Below are 25,311 nucleotides of genomic sequence, written 5' to 3' on the forward strand. Positions count from 1 at the left end.
GCATGGTCCCCCTCCGGTGATGAGTTCGGTCAACCCCCGGTGATGAGAAGGAGAAGCCCCGCCGCGACAAGGGCGAGTTCGACGACGACGATGAAGGCGGCCGTCGGCAGCCGGTCGGTGATCTTCTTTCCGGCCCAGGCGCCGGCGGCGGAGGCCGGGGCGAGGGCCAGACCGGTCAGCGCGCCGGTGGGGGTCAGGACGGCGACGGCGGCGAACACCACGAGCTTGACCAGGTGCATCAGCAGCGCCGCCGCTGCCTCGGTGCCGATGTACGCGCCGCGTACCAGCCCTCGGGCGAGGAGGAACGGCGCGACCATGGGTCCGGCCGCCCCGGTGAGGGCGGAGCCGAATCCTGAGGCGGCACCGACGAGGACGAAGGCGGTGTCGTCGAGCCGGAGGCCTCGGGGGCGCCAGCGGCGCCAGGCGACCATGACCAGGACGAGGCCACCGATGACCCGCGTGAGGACGGGCGCGGAGACGATGCTGAACAGCACGGCGCCGGCCGCCGCCGCGGGGACGGCCCCCACGGCGAAGGTCCGTACGAGGCGGCCGTCGACCTCGGCGCGGTTGAACCAGACCCGGCCCACGCAGCTGGCCAGTTGAGCGACGGTGAGGATGGCCACCGCGTCCCGGGTGCCGAAGACGGCGATGAAGACGGACAGCAGCAGCACGCCGCCCCCGAATCCGGCGACGGCCGACAGCACCGAGGTCGCGAACGTCGCCGCCACCACCAGTACGGCGGTCAGCACGGGGACGCCTCGCCGTCGCGATCAGCGGTCCGGGTCCGGGTCCGGGAATTCATGCGGCCTCAGCGTACGGTGAGGAGGCCCCGCGCCGGAGGAATGCGGCGGGCCGGGCCTGTCGAATGCGTGAATCGCCCCCGGTCTCAGCGCCCGGGGAGCTGCGGCACGTGGTAGACGACCTCGAGGGACGGGTGCAGCCCGTCGGCGAGGGTGATCAGGCGCATGGGTACGGTGCCGCGTCGCGCATGCCGCAGCCGGCGGAACTGCGGTTCGGTATTGACCACGCGGTACTCGTGCCACCAGGTCCGGAATTCGTCGCTGACCTGCTGGAGGGCGTCCACCGTCTCGCTGACGAAGCTCCGGCCGGGGAAGCCGGCCGCCACCGCGCGCAGCCTGCCGACCTGGTCGCGGGCGTCGCGCCGCCAGTCCGGCAGGCGCTCGGTGGCCTCGGGGGAGGTGAACAGCCACCACAGCAGGTTCCTGCGGCTCTCGGGGATGCGCCCGAAGTCGGTGTACCACTCCACGGCGGCCTCGTTCCAGCCGAGGATGTCGCCCACCTTGTTGGCGACGTAGGCGGGGTTCGGGCTGAGCGAGTCGGCGACCTGCTGCAACGCCGCCTCGGTGGGGGCGTGCCGCCTCTCGATGCGCTGCGGGAAGCTGCGGCTGTGGACGAGCCGGCGGATGTACTCGCGCTCGTGGTCGGCGAGGTTGAGGGCACCGGCGAGGTCGTCCAGAACCTTGAACGACGGGGAGACGTTCCTGCCCTGTTCCAGCAGCGTGTACCAGGTGGGGCTCAGCCCGGCGAGGACGGCGACCTCTTCGCGGCGGAGTCCGGGGGTGCGTCGCCGCGATCCGTTGGGGAGGCCGACGTCGGCGGGTGTGAGTCTTTCCCGGCGGGCCCGCAGGAACCTGGCCAGTTCGTGCCGGCTGACTTCATTGTCTAATGCCGCGTCGTTCATCTTCTGCCGTCCCCCGTACGGGCAATGCGATTCCGGTGCTTCCGCAGGATGCGGGAAGCGCGACGCTTCCGCGTGAAATCGACGGACAGTTTAATACATAGTTGACAGTTGAATTGAGATCAAAATCAAGTTTGACGGGCATGGAGCCGGGTATTGCCGAATTCCGCATGGATTCATTCCGGTCACCGTGGCCTGTGCCGCACGCATCGAAGGCGTGCGCGGGGCTGTTGGCGGCGCAGGGCCGTCGCCGGCACGGCCCGTCAGCCAAGTACTGCGAATGCCAGGATCCCCACGTTCTGGATGCGCCCCGGGTCCACGGTCAGGATCGGCCCCGGATCAGCAGACTTGTGCGAGGGGACATCTTCGTGAATGCCATGGCGCGTACCCCACTGACGGCGTATCAGCGGGACGTCTGGGCGGCCAACTCCAATTTCCCGCTGAACCCCCAGTTCAACTGCCAGATCTACGACAGCTTCCGGGGCCCGGTCGACCTCGGCGTGCTGGCGGGGGCCCTGCGCCGGGCCGCCGCGGCCAGTGACGCCTTCCGGCTGCGCTTCGACGAGGTCGACGGCACGCCGCACCAGTACCTGGGGGACGCGCCCGAGGTCCGTACGGTCGACCTGAGCACCGCCGCCGACCCGGCCGCCGCCCGCCGCCAGTGGATACGCGAGTCCTTCGACCGACCCTTCGATCTGCGCGGCGGCGCGACCAGCGAGCTCACCCTGCTCCTGGAGTCGCCCACGATTGTCCACGCGCACGTCAAGGCCCATCACATCGTCGCCGACGCCTGGGGCCTCAACCTCTTCATGACGCGGGTGCGCGCCGACTACGCGCACGTCATGCGAACCGGCACTCCCCCGGAGACCGCCCAGGCGCCGCAGTACACCGACTTCGTCGAGGAGGAGGGCGACTACAGGGCCTCGCCGGAGCACGAGGCGGACCGGCGGTTCTTCCGCGACTCCATGGCGGACGTCGTCCCCGAGTTCTTCCCCCGCAAGGAGGCCAGTGGCGCCCGGCGCAGCGCCCGCCACAGCTTCGTCATCGAGCGCGCCCTGGCCGACCGCATCCGCGAGAGCGGCGCCTCGGTCTTCGCCTTCGTGGCCGCCGCGTTCTCCGTCCACCTGTCCAGGGTGCTGCATGCCGAGGAGGTCGTCCTCGGCGTCCCGCTGCTCAACCGGCCCACCGACCGGCAGAAGCGCACCGTCGGTCACTTCGCCAACACTCTCCCCCTGCGCACGCGCCCGGACGGCTCGCGTTCCATGGCCGGCCTGGTGTCGGAGATCCGGGCGGCGACGCGCGCCCTCAAGCCGCGCGAGCGGCTGGCGCTGGGGGACGTGCTGCGCGACCTGCCGCTGCACACCAGCGACGGCCCGCGCCGCCTGTTCGACGTCACCATCGCCCACCTGCGCTGGCCCGCCCAGCAGGAGATACCCGGTCTCTCCTACGAGACGGTGGTGCAGGCCCGCGCCCACGACACCGACGCGCTGGCCGTCGTCGTCAACGAACTCGACGACGACGGCGACCTGCTCGTGGACATGGACTACGGCCTCGACGTCTTCGACGAGGACTTCCCCGTCGAGGCGGTGGGCCGCCATGTGAAGGCCCTCGTCGAGCGCACCCTCGACGCCCCGGACCGCCCGCTCGCCGAGATCTCCATGCTGACGGCCGCCGAACGCGACCACCTGGTGGACGGCCTCAACGACACGGCCCGCCCCTACGCCGCCGACCGCACCCTGCACGGTCTCTTCGAGGAGCGGGCCGCCCGCACCCCGGACCGCGTCGCCGTCGTCACGGACGCGACGGGCCGGTCGATGACCTTCGCCGAGCTCGACGAACGGGCCAACCGGGTCGCCCGGCTGCTGCGGGAGCGGGGCGTGGTGCCCGGGGACCGGATCGCGGTCCTGATGGAGCGCGGCCCGGCGCTGCCGGTCGCGATCCTGGGCGTCCTGAAGTCGGGCGGCGCCTACACGCCGATCGCCACCGACTACCCCGCCGAGCGCATCCGCTTCATGATCTCCGACAGCGGCGCCAAGGCCGTCCTGGTGGCCGGGGCCGCGTCCGTGCCGGAGGCGGACGGCGTGCCCGTCCTGGACGTGGCGGACCTGACCGGGGTCTCCGGGGCACCTCTGGAGCCCGCCGCGACCTCCCACGACCCGGCCTACGTCATCTACACCTCCGGCTCCACGGGCAGGCCCAAGGGCACGGTCGTCGAGCACCACTCGGTGGTCAACCGCCTGGCCTGGATGCAGCGCCGCTACCCCCTCGGCGCGGACGACGTCCTGCTGCAGAAGACCCCGGTCTCCTTCGACGTCTCGGTGTGGGAGCTGTTCTGGTGGGCCGTCGAGGGAGCCGGCCTGGCCCTGCTGCCGCCGGGCGGCGAGAAGGACCCGCGGGAGATCCTGCGGACCGTCGCCCGCCGCCGGGTCACCGTCGCGCACTTCGTGCCGTCGATGTTCGCCTCCTTCCTGGACCTCCTGGAGGCCTCCCCCGCCCTCGTGGCCGACGCCGCCTCGCTGCGCGCCGTCTTCTGCAGCGGCGAGGCCCTGCCGCCCGGCCTGGTGGACCGCTTCAACCGGCTGTTCGGCGGCGACGGGGCGGGCCCCCGGCTCGTCAACCTCTACGGACCGACCGAGGCCACGGTCGACGTCACTTCCTTCGACTGCCCGTCCGACCCGGCGCAGCCGGTGCGGCGGGTGCCGATCGGCCGCCCGATCGACAACATCCGCCTCTACGTGCTGGACCGTGACGGCAACCCGCAGCCGGTGGGCGCCCCGGGCGAGCTGTGCGTCGCCGGCGTGGGCGTGGCCCGCGGGTACCTGAACCGGCCGGAGCTGACGGCGGAGAAGTTCGTTCGCGACCCGTTCGTCCCCGGTGGCCGCATGTACCGCACCGGTGACCTCGTGCGCCGCCTCGCCGGTGGCGACATCGAGTACCTGGGCCGGATCGACGGCCAGGTGAAGATCCGCGGCAACCGCGTGGAGCTGGGCGAGGTGCAGGACCGCCTGGCGAGCTGCCCCGGCGTCCGCGCCGCGGCCGTCACCGACCACCGCTCCGCGGAGCGCGGCGCCTTCCTCGTCGGCTACTACACCGCCGACGAGGAGCTGGACGAGGCGGTGCTGCGCGGCCACCTGGCCGAGGCGCTGCCCGGCTACATGATCCCGGCCCTCTTCCAGCGGCTGGACGCCCTCCCGCTCACCCCGAACGGCAAGACCGACCGCCGCCGGCTGCCGGCCCCCGCCTTCTCCCCCGCCGGGGACGACGCCCCGCGCGACGCCGTCGAGGAGGCGCTGGCCGGTGTGTGGGCCGAGGTGCTGGGCGTGGAGCGGGTGGGGATCCACCAGAACTACTACGCGCTGGGCGGCGACTCGATCCTCATGCTGCGCATCCGCGCCCTGGCGGAGCGGCGCGGGATCCACTTCGCGCTCGCCGACCTGGTGCTCAACCCCTCGGTGGCGGCACTGGCCGGACGGGTGCGCACCGCGGCCGGGCCGCGGGAGGACACACCGCTGGAGCCCTTCGCCCTGGTGCCCTCGGTGGACCGGGCGCGCCTGTCGGGCCTTGCCGACGCCTATCCGGCGACGCGGCTGCAGCTGGGGCTGCTCTACCACAGCCGCGAGCACGAGAACTCCGCCCTCTACCACGACGTCTTCCACTACTCGCTGCGCCTGCCGTGGAACGAGGTGGCGCTGCGCACGGCCTTCGGCCGGCTGACCGAGCGGCACCCGGTCCTGCGCTCGGCCTTCGCGCTGGCGGGCCTCTCCGAGCCCCTGCAGACCGTCCACGCGCGCGTGCGGGGCGGCCTGGAGACCGTGGACCTGCGCGCGGTGGACCCTGCCGAGGCGCGGGCCCGGATCGCGGCGCACATCGAGGAACGCCGCCACCACCCCTACGACCTCGACAACCCGCCGCTGTACCTCTTCCGCGCGCACGCCCTGCCGGAGTCGGTGGAGCTCGTCCTGAGCTTCCACCACGCCATCCTCGACGGCTGGAGCGTGGCGACGCTGGTGCGCGAGCTGCTGCAGGACTTCCTGCACGAGGCGGGCGAGGCCGTCGCCCCCGTACCGGACGGACCGCTGCCGTCGCCGGCGCACTATGTGCTCGACGAGCGGCGGGCCCTGGCGTCCGGGACGGCAGGGAACTTCTGGCGGGAGCGGCTCGCCGGGGCCGAGCCGGTGCGGTTCGACGGCTTCCGGCCCTACGAACCACCCTCGCCGGAAGGGGTGTTCGCGCACCGGGTGGAGCTGCCCGACGGGCTGGGCGAGGCGCTGCGCCGCTTCGCGCGGGAGCGGTCCGTGCCCGTGAAGTCGGTGCTGTTCACGGCGCACTGCCTGCTGCTGCGGCTGTACGGCGGGACGGACGACGTGGTCACCGGCCTGGTGACGCACGGCCGTCCCGAGCTCGAGGGCGCGGAGCGGGTCACCGGTCTCTTCCTGGGCACCACGCCCGTCCGCCTCGGCCCGGGTGGGCGCACCTGGCTCGACCTCGTGCACGAGGCCCACCGGCAGGAACAACAGGCCCACGCGCACCGCCACTACCCGCTGAGCGCGATCCAGGAGGACCTCGGCGGCGACACCCTGGTCGAGACCGCCTTCAACTACGTCCACCCCCGGGTCCTCGGCGAGCTGCTGCGGTCCACCGGCGTGGAGCTGACGGACTTCCGCACCTACGAGGAGACCAACTTCAAGCTCCTGGTGAACGCCGTCGTCGACCCCGCCGACGAGCGGGTCTGGCTGCGCATGGACCACGACGGGCGGGTCTTCACCCGCTCGCAGGCCGAGCAGTTCGGCGAGGTGTACGTGGCGCTGCTGCGGCGGATCGTCGAGCGGCCCGACGAGCGGATGGGCTTCGGCTTCCTCGCCCAGGAGCCGGTGCCGGCGTCGTACGGCGAGCAGCCGGCCGCCGTCACCGACCGGTTCGATGCACAGGTCGCCCGCACGCCGGACGCCGTCGCCCTGGCGTTCGAGGACCAGCGCTGGAGCTACCGGCGGCTGGGCGAGGCGGCCGGCAGGATGGCGCGCCGGCTGCTGCGCCTGGGCGCGGGGCCGGGGGTCACCGTCGGCCTGGCGATGGACCGCTCGCCGGAGACCGTCGCGGCGGTACTGGGCATCGCGAAGGCCGGTGCGGCCTGCGTCCCGATGGACGTCACCTACCCCGCGGAACGCCTGGCCCTGATGGCCGACCGGGCGAAGCCCTTCCGGGTGCTCGCCCGCGAACGTCACGCCGCGCTCTTCCCCGGCGCCGACGTGCTGCTGCTCGACGACGCGCTGGCGCCGGACGAGGACGGCGCCGAGCCGGTGAGCCTGCCCCGGATCACGGGCGAGACGGTCGCGTACGTCCTGTTCACCTCCGGCTCCACCGGTGAGCCGAAGGGCGTCGTCCTTCCGCACCGGACCTTGGCCAACCTGGTGCAGTGGCAGATCCCCGCGGCCGGCGGGGCGGCCGGCGGCAGGACGCTGCAGTTCGCGCCGCTGAGCTTCGACGTCTCCCTGCAGGAGATCTACTCCACGCTGTGCGGCGGCGGCACCCTGCAGCTGATCCGCGAGAGCGAACGGCAGGACATGCCCGCCCTGTTGCGGCTGCTGGACCGTGAGGCGGTGGAGCGCGTCTTCCTGCCGTACGTGGCGCTGCAGCAGCTCGCCGAGGCGTCCGCGGCCCTGGGCATCCGCCCGGCCGCCCTGCGCGTGATCGTCTCTTCGGGCGAGCAACTGCGCGTCACCGAGGAGATCCGGCGCTTCTGCGCCGCGGTGCCCGGCACGGTGCTGGAGAACCAGTACGGGCCCACCGAGACGCACGTGGTCGCGAGCTTCACCATGTCCGGCGATCCGGCCGCGTTCCCGGCACTGCCGCCGATCGGCAAGCCCGTGGACGGCGTCGGACTGTACCTGCTGGACGCGCAGATGCGCCCCGTGCCGCCGGGCGCCATGGGCGTCCTGTACGTCGGCGGTGTCAGCCTCGCCCACGGCTACCTCGGGCGGCCCGACCTGACCGACGAGCGCTTCGTCCCGCACCCCTTCGGGAAGCCCGGCGAGCTCCTCTACCGCACCGGCGACCTCGCCCGCGCCCTGCCGGGCGGCGACCTGGTCTGGCTCGGCCGGGAGGACACCCAGGTCAAGGTGCGCGGCTTCCGCGTCGAACTGGCCGAGGTCGAGCTGGCGCTGACCAAGCTGGCCGACGAGTACCCGGGCGTCCGCGACGTGGCGGTGGTCGCCCGGCACCGCGACGGCACCGACGCCTTCCTCGCGGCCTTCCTGGTCGGCGAGGCGGACTCGGCCCCGGTCGACGAGCTCCGTGCCGGGCTGCGCGGCCTGCTGCCCGACTACATGGTCCCCTCGCACTTCGAGTGGCTGGCCGAACTGCCCCTGACCCCCAGCGGGAAGCGCGACGACGCCGGGCTGCGCCGCATGGCGCTGGCCTCCCGGTCCGACGCCGGCCGGGTGGCACCGCGCGACGCGCACGAGCGCGCGCTGGCCGGAGTGCTGGCCGAACTGCTGCACCTGCCGGAGATCGGAATCCACGACGACTTCTTCGCGCTCGGCGGCACCTCGCTGACCGCGATGCGGCTCGTGGTGACCGTCGAGAAGCTCTTCGGTGTCGGCATGCCGCTGTCGGTCCTGATCGGCACGCCCACCGTCGCCCGCCTCGCCGCCCGGCTGCGCGAACGGGAGGCGGGCGTGGCCTACGACCCGGTCGTCCCCATCCGGGAGACCGGCAGCCGGCCACCGATGTTCCTGGTCCACCCGCTGGGCGGCAACGTCCTGTGCTACCTGCGGCTCGCCCAGCACCTCCCCGAGGACCAGCCGGTGTACGCCCTGCAGGCCGCGGGCACCCACCCGGGCGTCGAGCCGTCCGACTCCGTCCCCGAGATCGCCGCCCGCTACCTCGAGGCGATCCGGCGCGTGCGGCCCGAGGGCCCGTACGTCATCGGCGGCTGGTCGTTCGGCGGGTTCATCGCCTTCGAGATGGCCCGCCAACTGCGCCGGACCCGCCCCCAGGACGTGGCCTCCCTGATCCTCATCGACCCGATCGCGATGGCCCCCGGCGAACGGCCCGACGTGGCCGACGGCTCACTGCTGGAATGGTTCTTCTGGGAACTGCTGTGGATGGAGCGCGGCGGCCGTACCCCGCTGGAGGCCATCCCGCGGGACCTCGACGCCGACGGCAAGTTCGCGTTCGTCGTGGAACGGGCAGTGGCGGCGGGCATCCTGCCCGCGGACAGCTCCCAGGCCTCGGTGCGCCGCCTCTTCGCGATGTTCAAGGCGCACTGGCACGCCCTGCTGACCTACCGCCCCGAGCGCGGCGACGAGGACCTGGTGCTGCTGCGGGCCACCGCACCGCTGCCCGAGGTGCTCCAGCCGATGCACGGCGCGGCCGGCAGCCTGCACGAGGACCCCACGAACGGCTGGCGGCAACTGACCGACGGCCACATCGAGGTGATCGACGTTCCGGGCGACCACCTGGTGCTCATGGAGGAGCCCCACGTCGCCGACGTCGCCGCGCACGTGGCACGGGCGGCGGAGCACGGCTCCGGCCGGGGCGCGGCACACAACCCTTCGGAGAACGGGAGTGAGTGACACAGTGGGCAATCACCGGCCGGGCAAGGCCGTCATCATCGGCGCGGGCATCGGCGGACTGACCGCGGCGGCGACCCTGCGCAGGGTCGGCATGGACGTCGAGGTCTACGAGCGGGCCCGCGAGCTGCGCCCGGCGGGCACGGCGCTGACCGTCATGTGCAACGCGGTCACCGCGCTGCGCACGATCGGCATCGACCTCGCGCCGGAACTGGACAAGCACGGCCGGGTCTTCCGCACCCTGCACTTCCGCACCAGCACGGGCCGGCCGATCAGGGAGATGCGCTTCGGCGAGCTCGCCGACCGCCTCGGCTCGACCAACTACGCCGTCCACCGGGCCGACCTGCAGCAGGCGCTGCTCCGGGCGCTCGGCGACGACACCCCCGTGCACCTGGACTCCACCGTCACCGGCTTCCAGGTGAACGGGCCCGAGGCCACGGTGCAGTTCGCCGACGGGCGGCGGGTCACGGCGGACGTGCTCATCGGCGCGGACGGCTTCCACTCGGCGATCCGCCGCGGGCTGACCGGCCCGGAGCAGCCCTCCGAGGCGGGGTACGTGTGCTGGCTGGCGACGGTGCCGTTCACACACCCGCGCTTCACCGAGGGCTTCGCGGCCCACTACTGGGCCCCCGGGCAGCGCTTCGGGCTCGCCGACATCGGCCAGGGGCGCGCCTACTGGTGGGGCACCCTGAACATGGCGCCGTCCGCCGCCCGGAACTGGCGGGGCGGCAAGGAGGGGATCCTGCGTGCCTTCGACGGCTGGGCCGACGAGGTGCGGGCGGTGATCGAGGCCACCCCCGAGAAGTCGGTCGTCACCGTGCCGGCCCAGGACCGCCCGTTCCTCGAGCGCTGGGGCTACGGCCCGGTCACCCTCCTCGGCGACGCGGCGCACCCCATGCTGACCGCGCTCGGCCAGGGCGCCGCGATGGCGATCGAGGACGCCGTGGCCCTCGCCGAGAGCCTGGCCGGCGCCCACGACCTGCCGCGCGCCCTACGCGACTACGAGGCCCGCCGCCGCCCCCGCACCCGCCGCATGGTGCAGGCGTCCCGCAGCCTCAGCCGCATCGAACAACTCGACGGCCCCCTCCCGTCCCGGCTGCGCGAGCTGTACTTCCGCTTCACACCGCGGTCCGTTTTCGACAAGCAGAACCTGTCGGTGCTCGAGTACCGGGCGGTGGCGGTGTCCTGAGGGGCGGCGGGCGCCCCGGAGTCACGCCCGGTCACGGTGTCGGCAGGCCGGGGGCCCGCTCGGGTTCCGGCGCCGCCACCGGTGCCACCGCCACCACCACCGTTCGTCCCGGCACCGTACGGAGGTCACCCGTCCTCATCGTGTCGCCGGCCGCGGGCGCGCCGTCCTGCGATGCGGTATCCAGGACGACGCGGTACACGGCATCCGGGCGACCGGGGGCGGTGAAGCCGGCCGGGTCGGGTCCGGCGTTGAGCAGGACCAGGATGTCGTCGTCGCGCTGTGGTGCGCCCTCGGGTGTGAGGGGGTCGGTGCGGTTCCCCGACAGCAGATAGCCGAGGAAGCGGGTGCCGGGGTCCTGCCAGCGTTCGACGGTCATGGGGTGGCCGTCCCGGTCGAACCAGGCGATGTCGGCGGGGCTGCCCGAGCCGGTCAGGAAGGAGCGGCGGCGCAGCGCCGGGTGGTCGCGCTGGAGGGCGAGAGCCCGCCGGACGAAGTCGGCGAACGGCGCCTGCGCGGAACTCCAGTCGTACCAGCTGACGGCGTTGTCCTGGCAGTAGGCGTTGTTGTTGCCCAGCTGGGTGCGGCCGAGTTCGTCGCCGCCGCAGAGCATGGTGACGCCCTGGGACAGGGCGAGGGTGGCGAGCAGGTTGCGGCGCTGCCGGTCACGCAGGGCGACGAGTGCGGGGTCGTCGGAGGGGCCCTCGACGCCGTAGTTGGCGGCGTGGTCGTCGTTCGTGCCGTCGTGGTTGTTCTCGCCGTTGGCGTCGTTGTGCTTGCGCTCGTAGGTCACGAGGTCGGTGAGGGTCTTGCCGTCGTGGCAGGTGACGAAGTTGACGGAGGCGTCGGGGCCGCGGCGGCCGGGCGCGTACAGGTCGGCCGAGCCGGTGATCCTGCGGGCCAGGTCGGCGACAGCGGGCCGGCCGCGCCAGAAGTCGCGGAGGGTGTCGCGGCAGCGGTCGTTCCATTCGGCCCAGCCGGCCGGGAAGTTCCCGGCCTGGTAGCTGTCGGGGGCGCCGACGTCCCAGGGTTCGGCGATGAGCTTGGTCCTGCGCAGTACCGGGTCCTGGAAGAGCAGCTGGAAGAAGGCGGCGAGGCGGTCCACGGAGCCGTACCGGCGGGCGAGGGCGGCAGCCAGGTCGAAGCGGAATCCGTCGACGTGCATCTCGGTCACCCAGTACCGCAGGGAGTCCAGAACGAGCCGCATGACCTCGGGGCGGCCGGCGTCGAGGGTGTTGCGGGTGCCGGTGGTGTCGGCGTAGCGGGAGGGGTCGGCCGGGTCCAGCCGGTAGTAGACCTCGTTGCCCAGGCCGCGCAGGCTCAGGGCGGGGTCGTCGGGACCGCCCTCGGCGCTGTGGTTGTAGACGACGTCGAGGATGACCTCGAGTCCGGCGGTGTGCAGGGCGGCGACCATCCGTTTGAACTCGGTGACCTGCTCGCCCCGGTCGCCGGAGGCGCTGTAGGCGGCGTGCGGGGCAAAGAAGCCGATGGTGGAGTAGCCCCAGTAGTTGGTCAGTCCGCGGTCGAGCAGCGACTGCTCGGAGAGGAAGTGGTGGACGGGCATCAGTTCCACGGCCGTGACGCCCAGGCCGGTGAGGTGGCCGGTGACGGCCGGGTGGGCCAGGCCCGCGTACGTGCCGCGCAGTGCGGGCGGCACCTCGGGGTGGGTGGCGGTGATGCCCTTGACGTGGGTCTCGTACAGCACGGTGCGCGACCAGTGGGTGTCCGGCGGGCGGTCGTCGCCCCAGTCGAAGGCGGTGTCGGCGACCAGGCAGGCGGCCCGGCGCGGGCCCAGCGGCCGCAGGACCTTGGCGTAGGGGTCCAGGAGCAGGGTGCCGGGTGAGAAGAGCAGGCCGCGCTCGGGGGCGTGGGGGCCCGTGGCCCGGAAGCCGTAGCGCTGTCCGGGCCCGGTGCCCGGCACGTAGCCGTGCCAGACGTCGCAGTCGGTGAACAGGGGCAGTCGTCGCTCGTGTCCGTCCTCGTCCAGCAGACACAGCGTTACCTCGCCGCCGTACGCGCCGGCCGAGGAGTGGACGGCGAAGTTGGTGCCGTGCCCGTCCCAGGCCGCGCCCAGGCGGTACGGGTCACCCGGCCGGATGTCGGTCATGTCGGCTCCCGTCGTAGGGGGACGGCCCGGTGTCAGTCGTAGCCGCCGAACATGAAGAGGGAGGCGCGCTGGTCGGCGGGGTTCATCAGGCCGTGCAGGTTGCCGCCCTTGAGCAGGGCGAGGTGTCCGGCGGGCAGCCGCCGGATCTCGAAGGAGCGGGTGCGGGTGCCGGAGTCGGCCCAGTCGCCGACGACCATCAGCGCGTCGCCCTCGAGCATCAGGAACACTTCCTGGTTGTCACGGTGCCGGTGCAGGCCGATGCCGCAGGCCGGGTCGAGGACGTGCAGGTCCATGTAGTTCACGGCGAGGAAGGGCTCGGTGTCCCCGCTGCGGTGGCCCTTGGCGCCGAAGGCGTCGAGGTTGTACGGCTCCAGGGCGCGGGCGAGGTCGCCGCTGCCGGCCCAGCGCCCGTAGTCGCTGAAGAGTGTGCGGTATTCGAGGAAGCCGACGCCGCCGTGGGGGTTGGGGCTCGCTCCCACGCTCAGGTAGGCGTCCCAGCCGCGCACGCGCATCTCGAAGCCGAGCCGCGTCGTGCCCCCGGCCGGTTCCGCGGCGCCGGAGCCGTCGGGCTCGGCCGTCCAGCGCACGTCGAGGTGCAGCGGCAGGACGGGGTGCACGGCGTGGTCCGGGGAGACCGTGCGCAGGTCCTGTTCGGTGAGCCGGTCGCGGGCGAAGTCGTCGGCGCCGCCCCGGACGAGGTCCGGGCGGGGCTGGAGCAGACCGGAGTCCAGGGCGGCCCGGCCCTTCTCGCCGAGGGTCTCGCGCAGCCCGTCGCCGCCGCGGCCCCACAGTTCGACCGTGTAGAAGTCGCTCTCCTCGTCGTAGGGCACCCGCAGTGTCACCGGCGGCCCGCCGCGTACGGAGACGACGCAGCCGATGGCGTCGCCGAGCCGTCCCGCCGCCCGCCACAGGGCGGAGTCGGGGCCGCCGCGGTAGCTCAGCTGCAGGAAGGGGCCCCGCCAGGGGCCCGCTTCGGCCCAGCCGCGTACGGCCCGGGTGTCGTCGAGGCGGAAGTCGCGCACGTTCTGCTTCTGGAAGTCGGTCTTGGTGTCCTGCCGTTCGGGGTCGAGCCGGCCGGCGTCCCCGCCGGACGGGCCGTACAGCTCCAGCCACCGGTGCGGGAAGAGGTACTGCAGGGAGACGGCGTCGTAGTGCTCGCGCTCGGCGGCGAGCCGTGAGAGTTCGACGAGGCCGAGCAGCTTCAGCAGCGGATTGCCGCTGTCGTAGTCCGGGGGCTTGCCCGGGTCGACGCGGAAGACCGAGTCGCTGTGCACGATCTTGGGCATCGGGACGCCTCACGTGGTGTGGTAGAGGAAGGCGACGAACTTCAGGGGTTCGTCGTAGGGGTTGCGGATGCCGTGCACCCCGCCGCTCTTGGTGTAGATGACGCTGCCCGGTTCGACCGGCAGTTCGCGGCACTTGACCGTGCCGATGCCGAAGACCTGGCGGTCGACGAGCGGGTAGGAGTCGGTGGCGGGGTCGTCGCCGTCGCCCATGTAGGCGATGCCGCGGCCGGAGACGACGTAGTAGAGCTCCTCGGAACCGATGTGGCGGTGGGTGCCCTCGATGGTGCCCGGCGGGATGGTCACCTCGTGGAAGAAGACCAGCTCGCTGCCGAGTTCGCGCTGCAGGAGCCAGCGCATCCGGATGACGTTGGCGTCGAAGCGTTCGGGGTTGTCCGGGTCGGTCATGGCGTTGCGGTAGTTGACCGGCGGGACGTCGGCCGCGTCCGGGATGAAGTAGCCGCGCTGGAAGTCCAGCTGGTAGTTGAGGTCCTGGACGGTGTTCTGCGGCGAGCTGGGCTCCTGGGTGCGCGGTTCCTGGTGGGAGCGGAGGTAGTCGTTGTCCCACCGCGGCTCGAAGCGCTGCCCGGTCGGGTGGAGCACCCCCTCCTCAGAGAAGGCGAACTGCACCCTGCGGACCGAGCCCAGCAGTGGTGACAGCTGCGGGATCCGGGTGATGGGCGCGTCCCGGCCCATCAGGGGCAGCACCCGGTGGTCGTGAGCCGCGCCCGGGGACGGCTCCAGGGTGCCCCAGATCTCGGCGGCGTACGCGCCGATGGCCGAGTCCCAGTGCAGCGTGAGCACCGCTTCGGCCGCGTGCGCCGGGTCGTCTCCGATCAGCTTGATCCATGCCTTGACGCGCGGCCCGAGCCGCCGCCCGGCCTCCCGGGCCTGCTCCACGAGCCGGATGCCCGCGTACTCGATGCGCAGCACCGGGCACAGCCGGGTGCCCCCGAGGAAGACGTCGCCCTTGATGGCGGTGCCGTCGGCGCTGTTGCGCACCTCGGAGACGTAGTAGCGGTAGCGGGAGGAGCGTGTGGCGCTCAGGTGGCGGGCGTGGTAGATGCGGTCCGGGAAAAACACCACCCGGAAGATCTCGTTCTCCTCGTGGGTGAAGATCTCGTCGAATCGGGTGTCCATTCAGACCCTCCCCAGCAGCGCGTCGCCGACGCGGAACGCGTTCGCCTCGATGGTCAGCGTGGGATTGGCGCTGCCGGACGTCGGCATGAACGAGCCGTCGGTGACGTAGAGGTTGTCGAAGTTCCAGGCCCGGCAGTCCGGGTCGAGGACGGAATCGGACGGGTCGGTACCGAACCGGACCCCGCCGAGGACGTGGTTGGCGATCCGCACCACCGAGTGGCCCACCGACCCGGCCGAGACGTCCCGCGTCTCGCCGCCGCTGACGAGGATGCGCCGGCACTGTTCGGCGAGGGTGTCCATGAGCGACCGGTCGTGGCTGTGCCAGGTCTTGATGATGTACGCGACCGGGCGTCCCCACTTGTCCTTCACGGTGGGGTGCAGCTCGATGCGGTTGCCACGCTGGGGCACCTGGTTGGCCATGAAGGCGACGGACAGGCGACGGCCGAAGCCGGCCTCCAGGTAGTCCTCGAAACCGTCGCCGACGAGCGAGGTGTCGTAGAGGTAGCCCTTCCAGATGTTGTCCATGTCCATCGCGTGCCAGGTGCGGGCGAGCGAGATCGGCAGGGCGCCGTCGGAGGTGTTGTTGTAGATGACGCCGCCCGCCCACAGGCCCTGCTCCCGGATCCACTCGGGACGTGCGCAGTGGTCGGTGGCCCAGTCGGAGTCCAGCGTCCGCGACTTGTCGGCCCGTGTGGGCACCACGCACTGGGCTCCGCCGAAGCAGTGCGTCAGGAAGTACGCCCCCAGCAGACCGTTGCCGTTGATCCTGCGTGCGAAGGCCGGGTCCTGCTGCGCGGACAGCTGCAGCAGCCGCACCGACTCGATCGCCGAGCAGGCCACGACGACGATCCGCGCGCTCAGCACCCGGGGCCGGCCCGCCGGGTCACGGTAGTGGACCCTGGTGACCTTCGCACCGTCGGCCTCCAGGTGGGTCACCGTGCAGTTGGCCCGCAGGTCGAAGCCCTGCCTACCCGCGGCGGACCGCAGGGGGGCCAGCAGCGACACCCAGGTGTTCGACTTGAGCCCCAGCGGGTCACCGTAGCGATTGACGAAGGCCGTCTTGATGCTGTCCGTGTCCTTGGGCACGGTACGGCCGCTGTGCGCGTGATCGCGGGTGATCACCGCGAGCGGGGTGCGGTAGCGGCGCATGCCCAGGGCGTCCATGCCGGCCGCCGCGTACGCGCTGATGGGGTTCGGTTCCAGGGGCGGCTGGTAGCGGTCGGCGGAAGGCGTCTTCGCCTGGCCCTCCCACGTGCCGTTGATCCCGACGAGCTCCTCGGCCCGGGTGTAGTACGGCTCCAGGGCCGCGTAGTCGACGGGCCAGTCCCTCGCCTCGCGCAGGACATCGCCACCGGGATCGCCGCGCAGGTCGCCACGGCCCTCATTGAAGCTGCGCAGACGCAGGTCGTCGGGGGTGAAGCGGGGCGAGACCCCGCCGTAGAGCTGGGTGCCGCCGCCGACGACCTGGGCGGTGTAGCCCTCGATGGTCACCCGGTCGGCGCCGTCGCTGTCGCGGTAGATGTGCGGCTCGTCGTTCAGGTCCGGCTCGACGTGGCTGGAGAAGTACGCCTCGCCCGTGTTGGCCACGCCGGGTACGGTGATGCGCTTCTCCGATCCGGTCGCGAAGGACTCGTCCCGCTTGAAGTCGCTGAGTCCTTGCGGGCTCTGCACCTGTGTGCGCAGCAGCGGGCCCTTCTCCAGCATCACCACCCGGTGGCCCGCCCGTACGAGCGTATGGGCCACCGGCGCACCGCCGGCGCCGCTGCCGATGACGACGATCTCAGCGGTCTCGACCGGGCCCGTGCCTTCCGCCATGGCTCCCCCTAGCCGCGGTAATCGGTGTTGTGTCCCAGCGGTGATTCCAGTGCGCGCCGCCAGTCGAAGAGGGTCGCGCCCCCCGCGTCGCGGAACCGGCTCTCCAGGTACATCCAGCCCGCCGCACCGGAGTTGCCGCCGTGCCGCGGGTGGACGAAGGCGCCCGTCATGGCGTGCCGGCGCAGCACCAGCAGGAAGTGCCGCGGGCTGGCATAGCGGCCGTAGTCCCAGCCGTCCACCCGCTCGTCCGCCATCTGCACGTACAGGTCCGTGTACAGCTCGGGTTCCACCACCGCCGGATCCCGCCCACCGGAGCGGGCGCGCACCAGGTCCCCGATGATGCGCAGGCAGGTGTGGTAGTCGTCGGCGAGGTGCCGCTCCTGCCGGGAGATGACCTTGTCGATGTAGTTGACCGTGCCGACCTCTTCGTCGAGCTGGTACGCCAGTGGGAACTCGGCCCGCCGCCGCTCCCGGTCCAGCGACTCGTACACGCCCCGGATGAACCGGCGGTTCTCCTCGAGCCGGAACGGCAGCAGGTGCCCGACCAGCCGGCCGAGGACCGCCCGCTCGGCCCGGCTCAGCTCCAGCGGCACGGCACAGGCGTCGGTGAAGAAGCGCGACCACGTCCGGCCGTTGTCGAGGACGGTGCGCTGCGGATTGACGGGATCCACGGCGTGGGTACCGTCCACGGCGAACTTGTAGGCGTGGACCTGCCCCTTGGGCACCCGCACGGTGACGGACCGGAACCCGGTGGGCTCCCCCGCGAACAGCACGGGCCGCAACGGCACGGGCGAGTGCAGTGGCCCGAAGGTGCCCACGACCGCCACCGACCCGACGGCCGTGGCCCGCCCGTCGTGGACGAACGTCACGTCGTTGAACGGATAGGACGTCTCGGCGGACACCCCGTCCCAGTGCGTGTCGACGACCGGAAACCGCCATGCCTCACAGACGGCGGCCCCGGGATCCCCGGGCGGGTACTGACCGAAGTCGTGGCGGGGCTCCGAACCGTCCCGTGCGAGGTATTTCGTGCAGTGATTGAGGACGTACTGATCGTCCCGTTCGATGATCTCGACCTTCACGCTGTTCCCCCGAACGCACCCCGGACCGACCGAACCGACGATGGAGCCATTCACGCGGAGACGCCTCATGAAGGTATTGCGGGGGTGGGGGTTTGTCCACGGCTGGATTCATTCCCCCGCCTCCGGCAGGGCAGTTCGCCCCGCCCCCATAATCGCCGCCGGAAACATCCACGGGACGGCAACATTCGGAATCCGCCATGCCGAATTCCTGCGGCGGCGCCCGGCGCACCACCAGGGCAAACCACGATATGAGTTCCTGTCAACTTTTTGCTGTATCTCTCGACCCGATAGATGCTGATCCCGTGGCGGGAAAGGCGTATTCATGACGAACCGGATTCAGCCATGTGCGCCGCTGCGCCACGATGCGTGCAGGCCGGGTGCATACCGGGACTCCCGGGGCATCGGCCGCGGACAAGGCTGCCTGCGCCACTGGGGGAACCATGACGACGTTCACGTCCTTCAGCATCAACGACATCCTCCACCCCCTCGATCTCGCCGCCCGTCAGCAACTGGAGAAGATCCCCGGACTCCAGGCCGCGACAACGAAGTACCGCAAGACGATCGCGGACCGCCGCGACCGGGCCTGGCTGCTCTCCAACGCGATCCGGCTGGGCCCTCATCAGGTACCGGACGTGCACAAACTGCTGCCGCCGATATGCGCGGCCTTCGGCATCGAGGAGCCGGAGCTCTATCTGATGCCCGGACAGGCCAACGCGCTGACCATAGGACACTCCAGCACCAGCATCGTCATCCACAACGAGCTGTTCCTCGCCCTTCCCGAGGACGAGGTCCAGGCGGTGCTGGCTCACGAATGCGGCCACATCCTCGCCGAGCACGTGCTGTACCGGCAGATGGCGCTGGCGCTGTTCAACGGCATGGGAGCCCTGAGCGGCAAGGCCGGAATCGTGGCTACGGTGCTCTCGGAACCGCTGAAAGTGGCGCTGCTGGACTGGTATCGCAAGAGCGAGCTCACCGCCGACCGGGCGGCCGTGGCCTTCATGGGCGGCCCCGAAGAGCTCCAGCGAGCTCTCTTCCACCTCCACGGGATACCCAAGTGGCTACCCAAGGAACAGATCAGCTATCCGGCGTTCGCAGCGCAGGCCGACGAGTTCGACGCAGCGATGCGTGAGACGAAACTGGACCGATTCCTGCTGCGCCAGCTGGACAGCAAGGCAACACATCCGAACCCCGCACTGCGGTTGCGGGAGATTCAGCGCTGGGCGGAGTCGGAGACGTTCCGGCAGGTGATGGCGATCGCACAGGCCAACGGCACCGGCGGGACCGATCCGGCGGCATGTTCCGGGTGCGGTCGTCCGGTCAGGACCGACTGGCTGTACTGCCAACGCTGCGGAAAGGACCTCGGCCCGGCCACGGGGGCACGCTCATGAAAGCGTTCAGCAGCGAAAAGCTCATCGCCGTCGCGATTCCCGACCTCACGCCCGTGGCCACCGATCTCGTCACCCACTTCCAGGAACGTGGCTACGAGACCGCCGCCCTCGCGGGTCCGGATGGCGGACACGACATCAGCATCACCAAGGGCGGCATGTTCAAGAAAGTGGTCGGCCTGCGAACCGCGCTCAAGATCGAGCTCCTGCCGCAGCCGACAGGAACGCTGGTCCGGGCGGGGGCCGGGATCTTCGGCAAGCAAGCACTGCCGTTCGCGGTGGCCATGCTGGTCGCCTGGCCCGTCCTGCTGACCCAGCTCTGGGGGATCATCAACCAGGCCGGGCTGGACGACGAAGCGATCAAGGTGGCGGAGCTGAGCCTGAACCGCCTCTCCCGCCTGGCGGGGCCGCTGGATTCTCCTGGTGGGCAGCCGGCGCCCGGGGCTCGGAGTCACTGCCATCAGTGCGGTCACGCGCGGTTCGCCGACGCTGCCTTCTGCACGAAGTGCGGCGCCCGGAGCGCGGATCACAAGGACGTCACATAACGGGAGACCGCGGCCAGCGCGTTCTCCACCACTCCCCGTACGGTGGCCACCGAATCCAGGACTCCCGCGGCCCGCAGGTCGGTGACCGAGCCGCTGCCGTACTCGAACCCGGCAGACGCCTCGGCCGGCGCCGCGTCGAGCAGGGCCATCACCTCGTCGGCATCCTGCCCCGCGTTGCGGGCGAGCTGCCGCAGCGGGGCAGCCAGGGCAGCGTGGAACAGACCGGCATCCGCTCCCAGTGCCCGCCCGGCCCGGTACAGTGCGCTCCCGCCTCCGGGCAGCACACCGGAGCGGCCCGCCGAGCGGGCCACGGCGAGCGCCCGTACCGCCGCGGCGTGCGCCGCTCCCCCAGCGGGGCCCGCGTGTACCTGCACCCGGCCGCTGTCGACCGGTGCGGTCCCGGGAAGTCCGGTGACTGTGATGGAGGACGGCGTGACCAGCGCCCGGCCGGCCCGGCCCAGCGGCCGGCCGGCCAGCAGGCCATGGCCGGTCCGGGCGCACAGCGCATCCCAGTCGGTGGCCGGTCCCGCGGGGCACACCACGACCACCGTCTCCGCGAACAGACGGTGCAGGGAGCTCATCGCGAACGAGTCGGCGCGCGGCGCGATGATCAGGAGCGGTCCCGGCTGCCGCCAGCCGATGTGCTGCAACTCCGCGACGGGGATGTCCCCGCCCGGTGCCACCAGAACGTACGGCTCGTGAAGGGTCACAGCCCGAACGGAGGAATTCGGCACCAGAACCGACGTATCCAGGGTGAGCCGGCTGACGAAGGACAGCCCGGACTCGGGGTCGGCGGGCGCGTGGGGTCCGGTGGTGATCTCGACCCGATGCGCTCCCACGCGTGCGACTGCCGCCATCACCCGTGCTGCTTCCGCGACGTCTCCCAAGGCCGTCGCCACCGCTCCGCCCATCTCCTCCGCAGTCGGCCCGTCCGCTTGCGGAACCGGGGCCGCCAGCCGGCGCAGGACGGCGGCGGCCTCCTCATCGGCGCAATCGGCGACCTCCTGCCACCCTGTGCCCGCCCGTACCGCCTCATGAATGCCGGAGAGCAGTTCGCTGACCACGATCGCGGCGGTCGCGGCCCCGTCACCGTAGTCCCGGCGCATGACCGTCATCACGTCACGGACCAGTTCCATGCCCGGCAGCCACCGGCGGTCGGCCCTGCGCATCGCCGTTTCCAGCTCGGTGAGGGAATCCGGACCCGCGGGGCCGAGCGCGGGCCGCACCGCGCTCACGGCGACATGGATGCCCACGACGAGATCCGAGGCGCCCGTGTCCGGGCGCGCACCGGAGTGCCGACGCTTCGAGAACCACCGCAGCGCGCCCGACCATGGATTTCGCATGAGCTGCAGCTCCCGGATCCTGTTCTCATGGCTCTGCGTCGGTTGTGGCCAGCCATGACCGGCCATGATTCTCCGGGTGTACTCGAAGAGGTCGCCGGGAGTGAGATATGGCCGTCCGCTGGGGACACCCTTGCCGATGACCTCCAGCAGCCCACTGGTGAACGCGGTGTGCCGCCCGCCATCGGAGGCTCTGCCCGGCGCTGTGGCGTCCGTCGAGGCCAGGACATACGTCCCCTCGATATCCAGCTGTCCCACCACAACCGAGGACGGATCCGCCATGACACCGGTGGCCCGCCCGCTGAAACAGCAGTCCAGGATGAGCAGGAGCCGGTCGGCACGGCAGTCCCTGAGGATGTCCCGGACGTCCGGGTATCTCAACCCGGTCAGATGCGGTACCTCGGAGCTTGTTCTGCCCATGGCCAGGACCAGCTCACCGGTCCTCTTCTCGACCAGTCCGTGCCCGGCGAAGTAGACGAGCAGGGTGTCCAGCGGTTCCTGCGCGACCTGATGCAGCACGGTACTGACATCGGCGGGTGCTCTCCGCTCGGGCAGCACGATGCATCGTTCCCGGGTCAGCCCCCATTTCTCCGGGTCATGGAGCGCGGCGGCGAGGTCCGTGAGGTTGTTGACGACAGTCGGAAGCGGCGTCAGCTTCTCGTAGGCGCTGACGCCGATCAGTACCGCCTTGGACTGAAGTGGATCAGCGAGATCGGTCATGGCGTTCGGCCCATGGGCGCAGTACCGTCGTCATCGCCGTCCGGAGGCGGCCCGCTGTCGATGTCGGGGCCTTCCTCCAGGATGCGCATGATCAAGGCAGCGGGGTTCCGGATGTTGCCGGCCTCCACGTCCACGCTGCCCCGCGGACTCTCGATCCGTACCTTGACGTGCGTCACACGGTTCTGCAGCCATACCGAGACGGCGTTCGCCAGGACCGCCCCGGCACCTCCCGCGCCCAAGGAGACCATCAGAATGTCGCTGACGGCTCCCATGTCGTCCGGTCGTATGACGGGCGCAGGGCGGGTGATGGGGGTCCGACGCAGACCACGGCTTCGCAGCAGCCACTCCTCCAAGGAGCGGAGGTCCGCTTCGCCCTGGCCGGATTCAACTGTGATGCGGATGTCCATTCCTGGACTGTCCCCTGGGCGTCACCGCGCCAAGCCCAGTTGACGGAGATCGAGTGGGCAGAAACCTCACTGCGCGGACGGGGCACACGCTGTCTCCCGCATCCGTCGGTAGACGGAGCGCTGCGCATAGTCCTTGGCGGGGCCGGTGGTGCGCCAGTGCAGTTGCCACTCGTCGGGTGAGAGGACGGTGAACGTGCCGTCGTAGCGGTCGGGTGCGCAGGGGTGGTGTACGGCCCAGTGGCCGGAGCGAAGGTCCGGCACGGCTCGGCCTCCTCTCGACCGGGCTCAGGAGAGCCGGTCGTCGTAGCGGGCACGTGGCCGAACCGCGCTCTGGCAAGAGGGCCGGTGTACGCGAATGATGGAGCTTGCGCGTGAGTTCCCGTCCCGCCCCTGTTGTCACCGTTTGCGACTCGGCCAGGAGGACACTGTGGTTTCCCACTCCCAGGACGACACCGCCCGTCAGCGCGTCGCGGGGCGCACCCCGGCCGAGGTGATCGCTCTCCTCGCCCGGACCGCCGACCCCGAGCAGCGCCTCGCCGTCCAGCAGCAGCTCTACCCCGACCTGGTCAACCTGGCCACGGCGGAGAACGTCCTGCTGTACTCGAGGATGAACGAGAAGGTCTTCTCCCGGCTCCGCCGCATCGAGGTGCAGGACATCAGGTACCCCGTGCCCATCTACGGCACCCAGCCGATGCGCGAGGACATCGCGGAGCTGCTCCGTCCCCGGTTCGGCGCGGATCTCGACTCCGAGGACGTCTTCTGTGCGGCCGGCGTGTCGGGGGCCCTGGAATGTCTGGCGTTCGCGCTCAAGAAGACGGGGGCCGTCGCGACGCACGACCCGGTGCTGATCCCCGCCCCCTTCTGGCAGGGGTTCAAGTGGTGCTTCGAGCAACGGCCCGAGCTGACGTGCGTACCCGTCCGGCTCGAGACGAAGGGCCTGGAGAACTTCGAGCTCACCCTCGAGGACATCCAACGCGCCTACTACTCCGCGCCGCAGGCACAACGGCCCAAGCTCCTCGTGCTCACCAACCCCCACAACCCGCTGGGCGTCAACTACGACAAGGGACTGCTCGAGAAGATCTACACCTGGGCCCTGACCGCCACCGACATGCACATCATCTCCGACGAGATGTACGCGCACTCCCAGATCGAGACATCACGGCTGCCCTTCGTCAGCGCTTTCGCACTCGATGCCTACCGGGACATCCCCGCCGCGCGCGAACGCGTCCATGTCGTCTGGGGATTCGCCAAGGACTTCGGGCTCTCCGGCTTCAAGGCCGGGGTCATCCTCACCCGGTCGCCCGAGGTCAAGGATGTGCTGGCGGGCAAGTACGGCGAACCGTTCTCGTGGTTCAGCCCGTTCAACTCTCTCAGCAACCTCGTCATCGGCAGCCTGCTGGAGACCCTGGACACCGACCGGAGCTTCGCCCTCGAGCTGATGGACGACTACCGGGGCGTCCTCACCGACGCGTTCCATTCGGCCAGACAGGCGCTCGACGACAACCACATCCCGTACGTCTTCCACGACGGACAGAACCCGGCCCAGTTCTTCTGGCTCGATCTGCGCCAGTACTTGGACCCCCAGGCCCCGGAGATCCCCTACGAGCAAGGGCCGCACTTTCCCCGGCACGGGAACGGGCACCACGCGAACGGGAACGGCAGCGCGCCCAAGCCCGGTGATCTCCGCCTGCCGGTCCTCTTCTCCGAGATCAGCAGCCCGGAGGAGAACCTGTCCCGGTACATCCAGGAACACGCCCACGTCCAACTGCTCCCGGGCCAGACACTGTCCGCGCCCACGCCCGGATACTTCCGCCTCTGCTACACCGCCTTCGACAAGGACAAGATCCACGATGCGATCAACCGCATCGGTCTGGCCCTCAAATCCCGCCACGCCGGAGACGATCGCTGAGCCTCCTCCCCACGTCCTCCGCGGCCAAGGGCGGCTCGTCGGCGGGGGCGGGCACCAAGGTCGGGGTCGAGCGGCCGAAGACGACCGTGGTCAGGGCCAGGCCCAGAGCGGCACCGGCCGACTGGGCGGCGATGAACGGGGCGACGGAGGCGGGCGCGATACCGGCGAAGGTGTCGGTGAAGGCCCGTCCGATGGTCACCGCCGGGTTGGCGAAGCTGGTGGAGGAGGTGAACCAGTACGCGGAGCCGATGAACGCGGCCACCGCGGCCGGTGCCAAGTGCGCGCGGCCGGTGCGGGCCAGGCCGAAGACCAGGAGGGTCAGCCCGGCGGTGGCCACGAGCTCGCCGAGCAGCAGATGGCCGGTGGAACGGTCGTGGGTGGAGAAGTGGACGAGCGGACGGGCGAACATCGCGTCCGCCAGCACCGCTCCGGCCACGGCCCCGCCGATCTGGGCGGGAACGTACGCCGCGACGTCGCGCGGACCCGGCCCGCGGCCGCCGCGGCGGTCGGTGAGCCAGGCGGCGAGGGTGACCACGGGGTTGAAGTGGGCGCCGGAGACCGGGCCGAGCAGGGTGATCAGCACCCCGAGGCCGAGGACGGTCGCGAGCGAGTTGGCCAGCAGCTGCACACCGACGTCGCGGGTCAGTTCGGTGGCCTGGATGCCGGAGCCGACCACCACCGCGACCAGCAGACAGGTCCCCAGGGCCTCGGCGGCGACGCGGCGGATCAGTGGGGCGGTCATGGCGTCGCTCCGGTGCCGGCCGGGGTGCGCAGGACGGAGGCCAGCCGGTCCAGGGTGCCGGGCACGACCCGGTAGTACACCCACGTCCCGCGCCGTTCCCCGTCGATCAGCCCGGCCTGGCGGAGCAGTTTCAGGTGGTGGGAGATGGTCGGCTGGGACAGCTCGAACGCCGGGGTCAGCTCGCACACGCACACCTCCCCGCCCTCGCGCGAGGCGATCATCGACAGCAGCCGCAGCCGCACCGGATCGCCCAGGGCCTTGAACACCGCGGCCAGCTCATGGGCCCGGTCCTCGCCCAGGGGCGCGGTCAGCAGCGCGGGGCAGCAGCCGCCGGGGCCGTCCTGGCCGAGCACCACATCCTGTTTCGACATGCTTCTATCTTG

17 protein-coding genes are annotated in these 25,311 nt (G+C 71.3%); 5 read left to right on the forward strand and 12 right to left on the reverse strand.

Translation table 11 applies throughout. The annotated features are described in order from the left end of the window. Positions 1–29: 29 nt before the first annotated feature. Together ACIG36_RS05905 and ACIG36_RS05910 are read right to left on the reverse strand one after the other, a co-directional pair. On the reverse strand, positions 30–749 hold the full coding sequence (locus tag ACIG36_RS05905) for a TSUP family transporter (protein WP_399922615.1): 720 nt from the start codon (positions 747–749) through the stop codon (positions 30–32). 137 nt (positions 750–886) lie between these two features. Then, positions 887–1,702, reverse strand: a complete 816-nt coding sequence (locus tag ACIG36_RS05910; protein WP_399922618.1) for a helix-turn-helix transcriptional regulator — start codon at positions 1,700–1,702, stop codon at positions 887–889. 374 nt (positions 1,703–2,076) lie between these two features. Between ACIG36_RS05910 and ACIG36_RS05915 the strand changes: the two genes are divergently transcribed. Together ACIG36_RS05915 and ACIG36_RS05920 are read left to right on the forward strand one after the other, a co-directional pair. Continuing rightward, the gene (locus ACIG36_RS05915) at positions 2,077–9,273 is read left to right on the forward strand and encodes an amino acid adenylation domain-containing protein (RefSeq protein WP_399922620.1); all 7,197 of its coding nucleotides are present in this window, start codon (positions 2,077–2,079) and stop codon (positions 9,271–9,273) included. Then, positions 9,266–10,459: an FAD-dependent monooxygenase gene (locus ACIG36_RS05920; protein ID WP_399922623.1), complete on the forward strand. Its 1,194-nt coding sequence runs from the start codon at positions 9,266–9,268 to the stop codon at positions 10,457–10,459. Before ACIG36_RS05915 ends, ACIG36_RS05920 begins: the two co-directional genes overlap by 8 nt. Before the next feature lie 31 nt (positions 10,460–10,490). Here the strand turns inward: ACIG36_RS05920 and glgX are convergent, their stop codons facing one another. From glgX to ACIG36_RS05945, 5 genes are read right to left on the reverse strand one after another with little or no spacing between them, the layout of a single operon-like run. Next, entirely contained in the window at positions 10,491–12,563 is a 2,073-nt protein-coding gene (gene glgX / locus ACIG36_RS05925) for a glycogen debranching protein GlgX (RefSeq protein ID WP_399922625.1), read from the reverse strand. 32 nt (positions 12,564–12,595) lie between these two features. Continuing rightward, the gene (locus tag ACIG36_RS05930) at positions 12,596–13,849 is read right to left on the reverse strand and encodes a hypothetical protein (RefSeq protein ID WP_399922628.1); all 1,254 of its coding nucleotides are present in this window, start codon (positions 13,847–13,849) and stop codon (positions 12,596–12,598) included. A gap of 9 nt (positions 13,850–13,858) precedes the next feature. Then, the gene (locus tag ACIG36_RS05935; protein ID WP_399922631.1) at positions 13,859–14,986 is read right to left on the reverse strand and encodes a cupin domain-containing protein; all 1,128 of its coding nucleotides are present in this window, start codon (positions 14,984–14,986) and stop codon (positions 13,859–13,861) included. After that, positions 14,987–16,801 (reverse strand): GMC oxidoreductase, encoded by a 1,815-nt coding sequence (locus ACIG36_RS05940; protein WP_399922634.1) that lies wholly within the window; start codon positions 16,799–16,801, stop codon positions 14,987–14,989. 8 nt (positions 16,802–16,809) lie between these two features. After that, complete coding sequence (locus ACIG36_RS05945; RefSeq protein WP_399922636.1) at positions 16,810–17,880, reverse strand: hypothetical protein; 1,071 nt, start codon at positions 17,878–17,880, stop codon at positions 16,810–16,812. 440 nt (positions 17,881–18,320) lie between these two features. Here ACIG36_RS05945 and ACIG36_RS05950 point away from each other — a divergent pair, with 440 nt between their 5' ends. Next, on the forward strand, positions 18,321–19,268 hold the full coding sequence (locus tag ACIG36_RS05950; RefSeq protein WP_399922639.1) for a M48 family metalloprotease: 948 nt from the start codon (positions 18,321–18,323) through the stop codon (positions 19,266–19,268). Further along, a complete protein-coding gene (locus ACIG36_RS05955; RefSeq protein ID WP_399922642.1) occupies positions 19,265–19,810 on the forward strand; it encodes a hypothetical protein in 546 nt (181 codons plus the stop codon). Before ACIG36_RS05950 ends, ACIG36_RS05955 begins: the two co-directional genes overlap by 4 nt. Here ACIG36_RS05955 and ACIG36_RS05960 read toward each other — a convergent pair. From ACIG36_RS05960 to ACIG36_RS05970, 3 genes are all read right to left on the reverse strand, one after another. Further along, entirely contained in the window at positions 19,792–21,870 is a 2,079-nt protein-coding gene (locus ACIG36_RS05960; RefSeq protein ID WP_399922645.1) for a TCP-1/cpn60 chaperonin family protein, read from the reverse strand. The genes ACIG36_RS05955 and ACIG36_RS05960 overlap by 19 nt on opposite strands. Beyond that, positions 21,867–22,277 (reverse strand): hypothetical protein, encoded by a 411-nt coding sequence (locus ACIG36_RS05965; protein ID WP_399922648.1) that lies wholly within the window; start codon positions 22,275–22,277, stop codon positions 21,867–21,869. Before ACIG36_RS05965 ends, ACIG36_RS05960 begins: the two co-directional genes overlap by 4 nt. Positions 22,278–22,343: 66 nt before the next feature. Beyond that, complete coding sequence (locus ACIG36_RS05970) at positions 22,344–22,538, reverse strand: DUF6314 family protein (protein ID WP_399922651.1); 195 nt, start codon at positions 22,536–22,538, stop codon at positions 22,344–22,346. Between the two features lie 166 nt (positions 22,539–22,704). Here ACIG36_RS05970 and ACIG36_RS05975 point away from each other — a divergent pair, with 166 nt between their 5' ends. Further along, entirely contained in the window at positions 22,705–24,186 is a 1,482-nt protein-coding gene (locus ACIG36_RS05975; protein ID WP_399922655.1) for a pyridoxal phosphate-dependent aminotransferase, read from the forward strand. Here ACIG36_RS05975 and ACIG36_RS05980 read toward each other — a convergent pair. Next, positions 24,155–24,928: an aquaporin gene (locus ACIG36_RS05980; RefSeq protein WP_399922657.1), complete on the reverse strand. Its 774-nt coding sequence runs from the start codon at positions 24,926–24,928 to the stop codon at positions 24,155–24,157. The two genes, ACIG36_RS05975 and ACIG36_RS05980, sit on opposite strands and share 32 nt — an antisense overlap. Continuing rightward, positions 24,925–25,299, reverse strand: a complete 375-nt coding sequence (locus ACIG36_RS05985) for an ArsR/SmtB family transcription factor (protein WP_399922660.1) — start codon at positions 25,297–25,299, stop codon at positions 24,925–24,927. The genes ACIG36_RS05980 and ACIG36_RS05985 overlap by 4 nt, the downstream gene beginning before the upstream one ends. Positions 25,300–25,311 lie beyond the last annotated feature (12 nt).

It is taken from the genome of Streptomyces sp. NPDC053048 (assembly GCF_044547045.1).
Classification (GTDB): domain Bacteria; phylum Actinomycetota; class Actinomycetes; order Streptomycetales; family Streptomycetaceae; genus Streptomyces.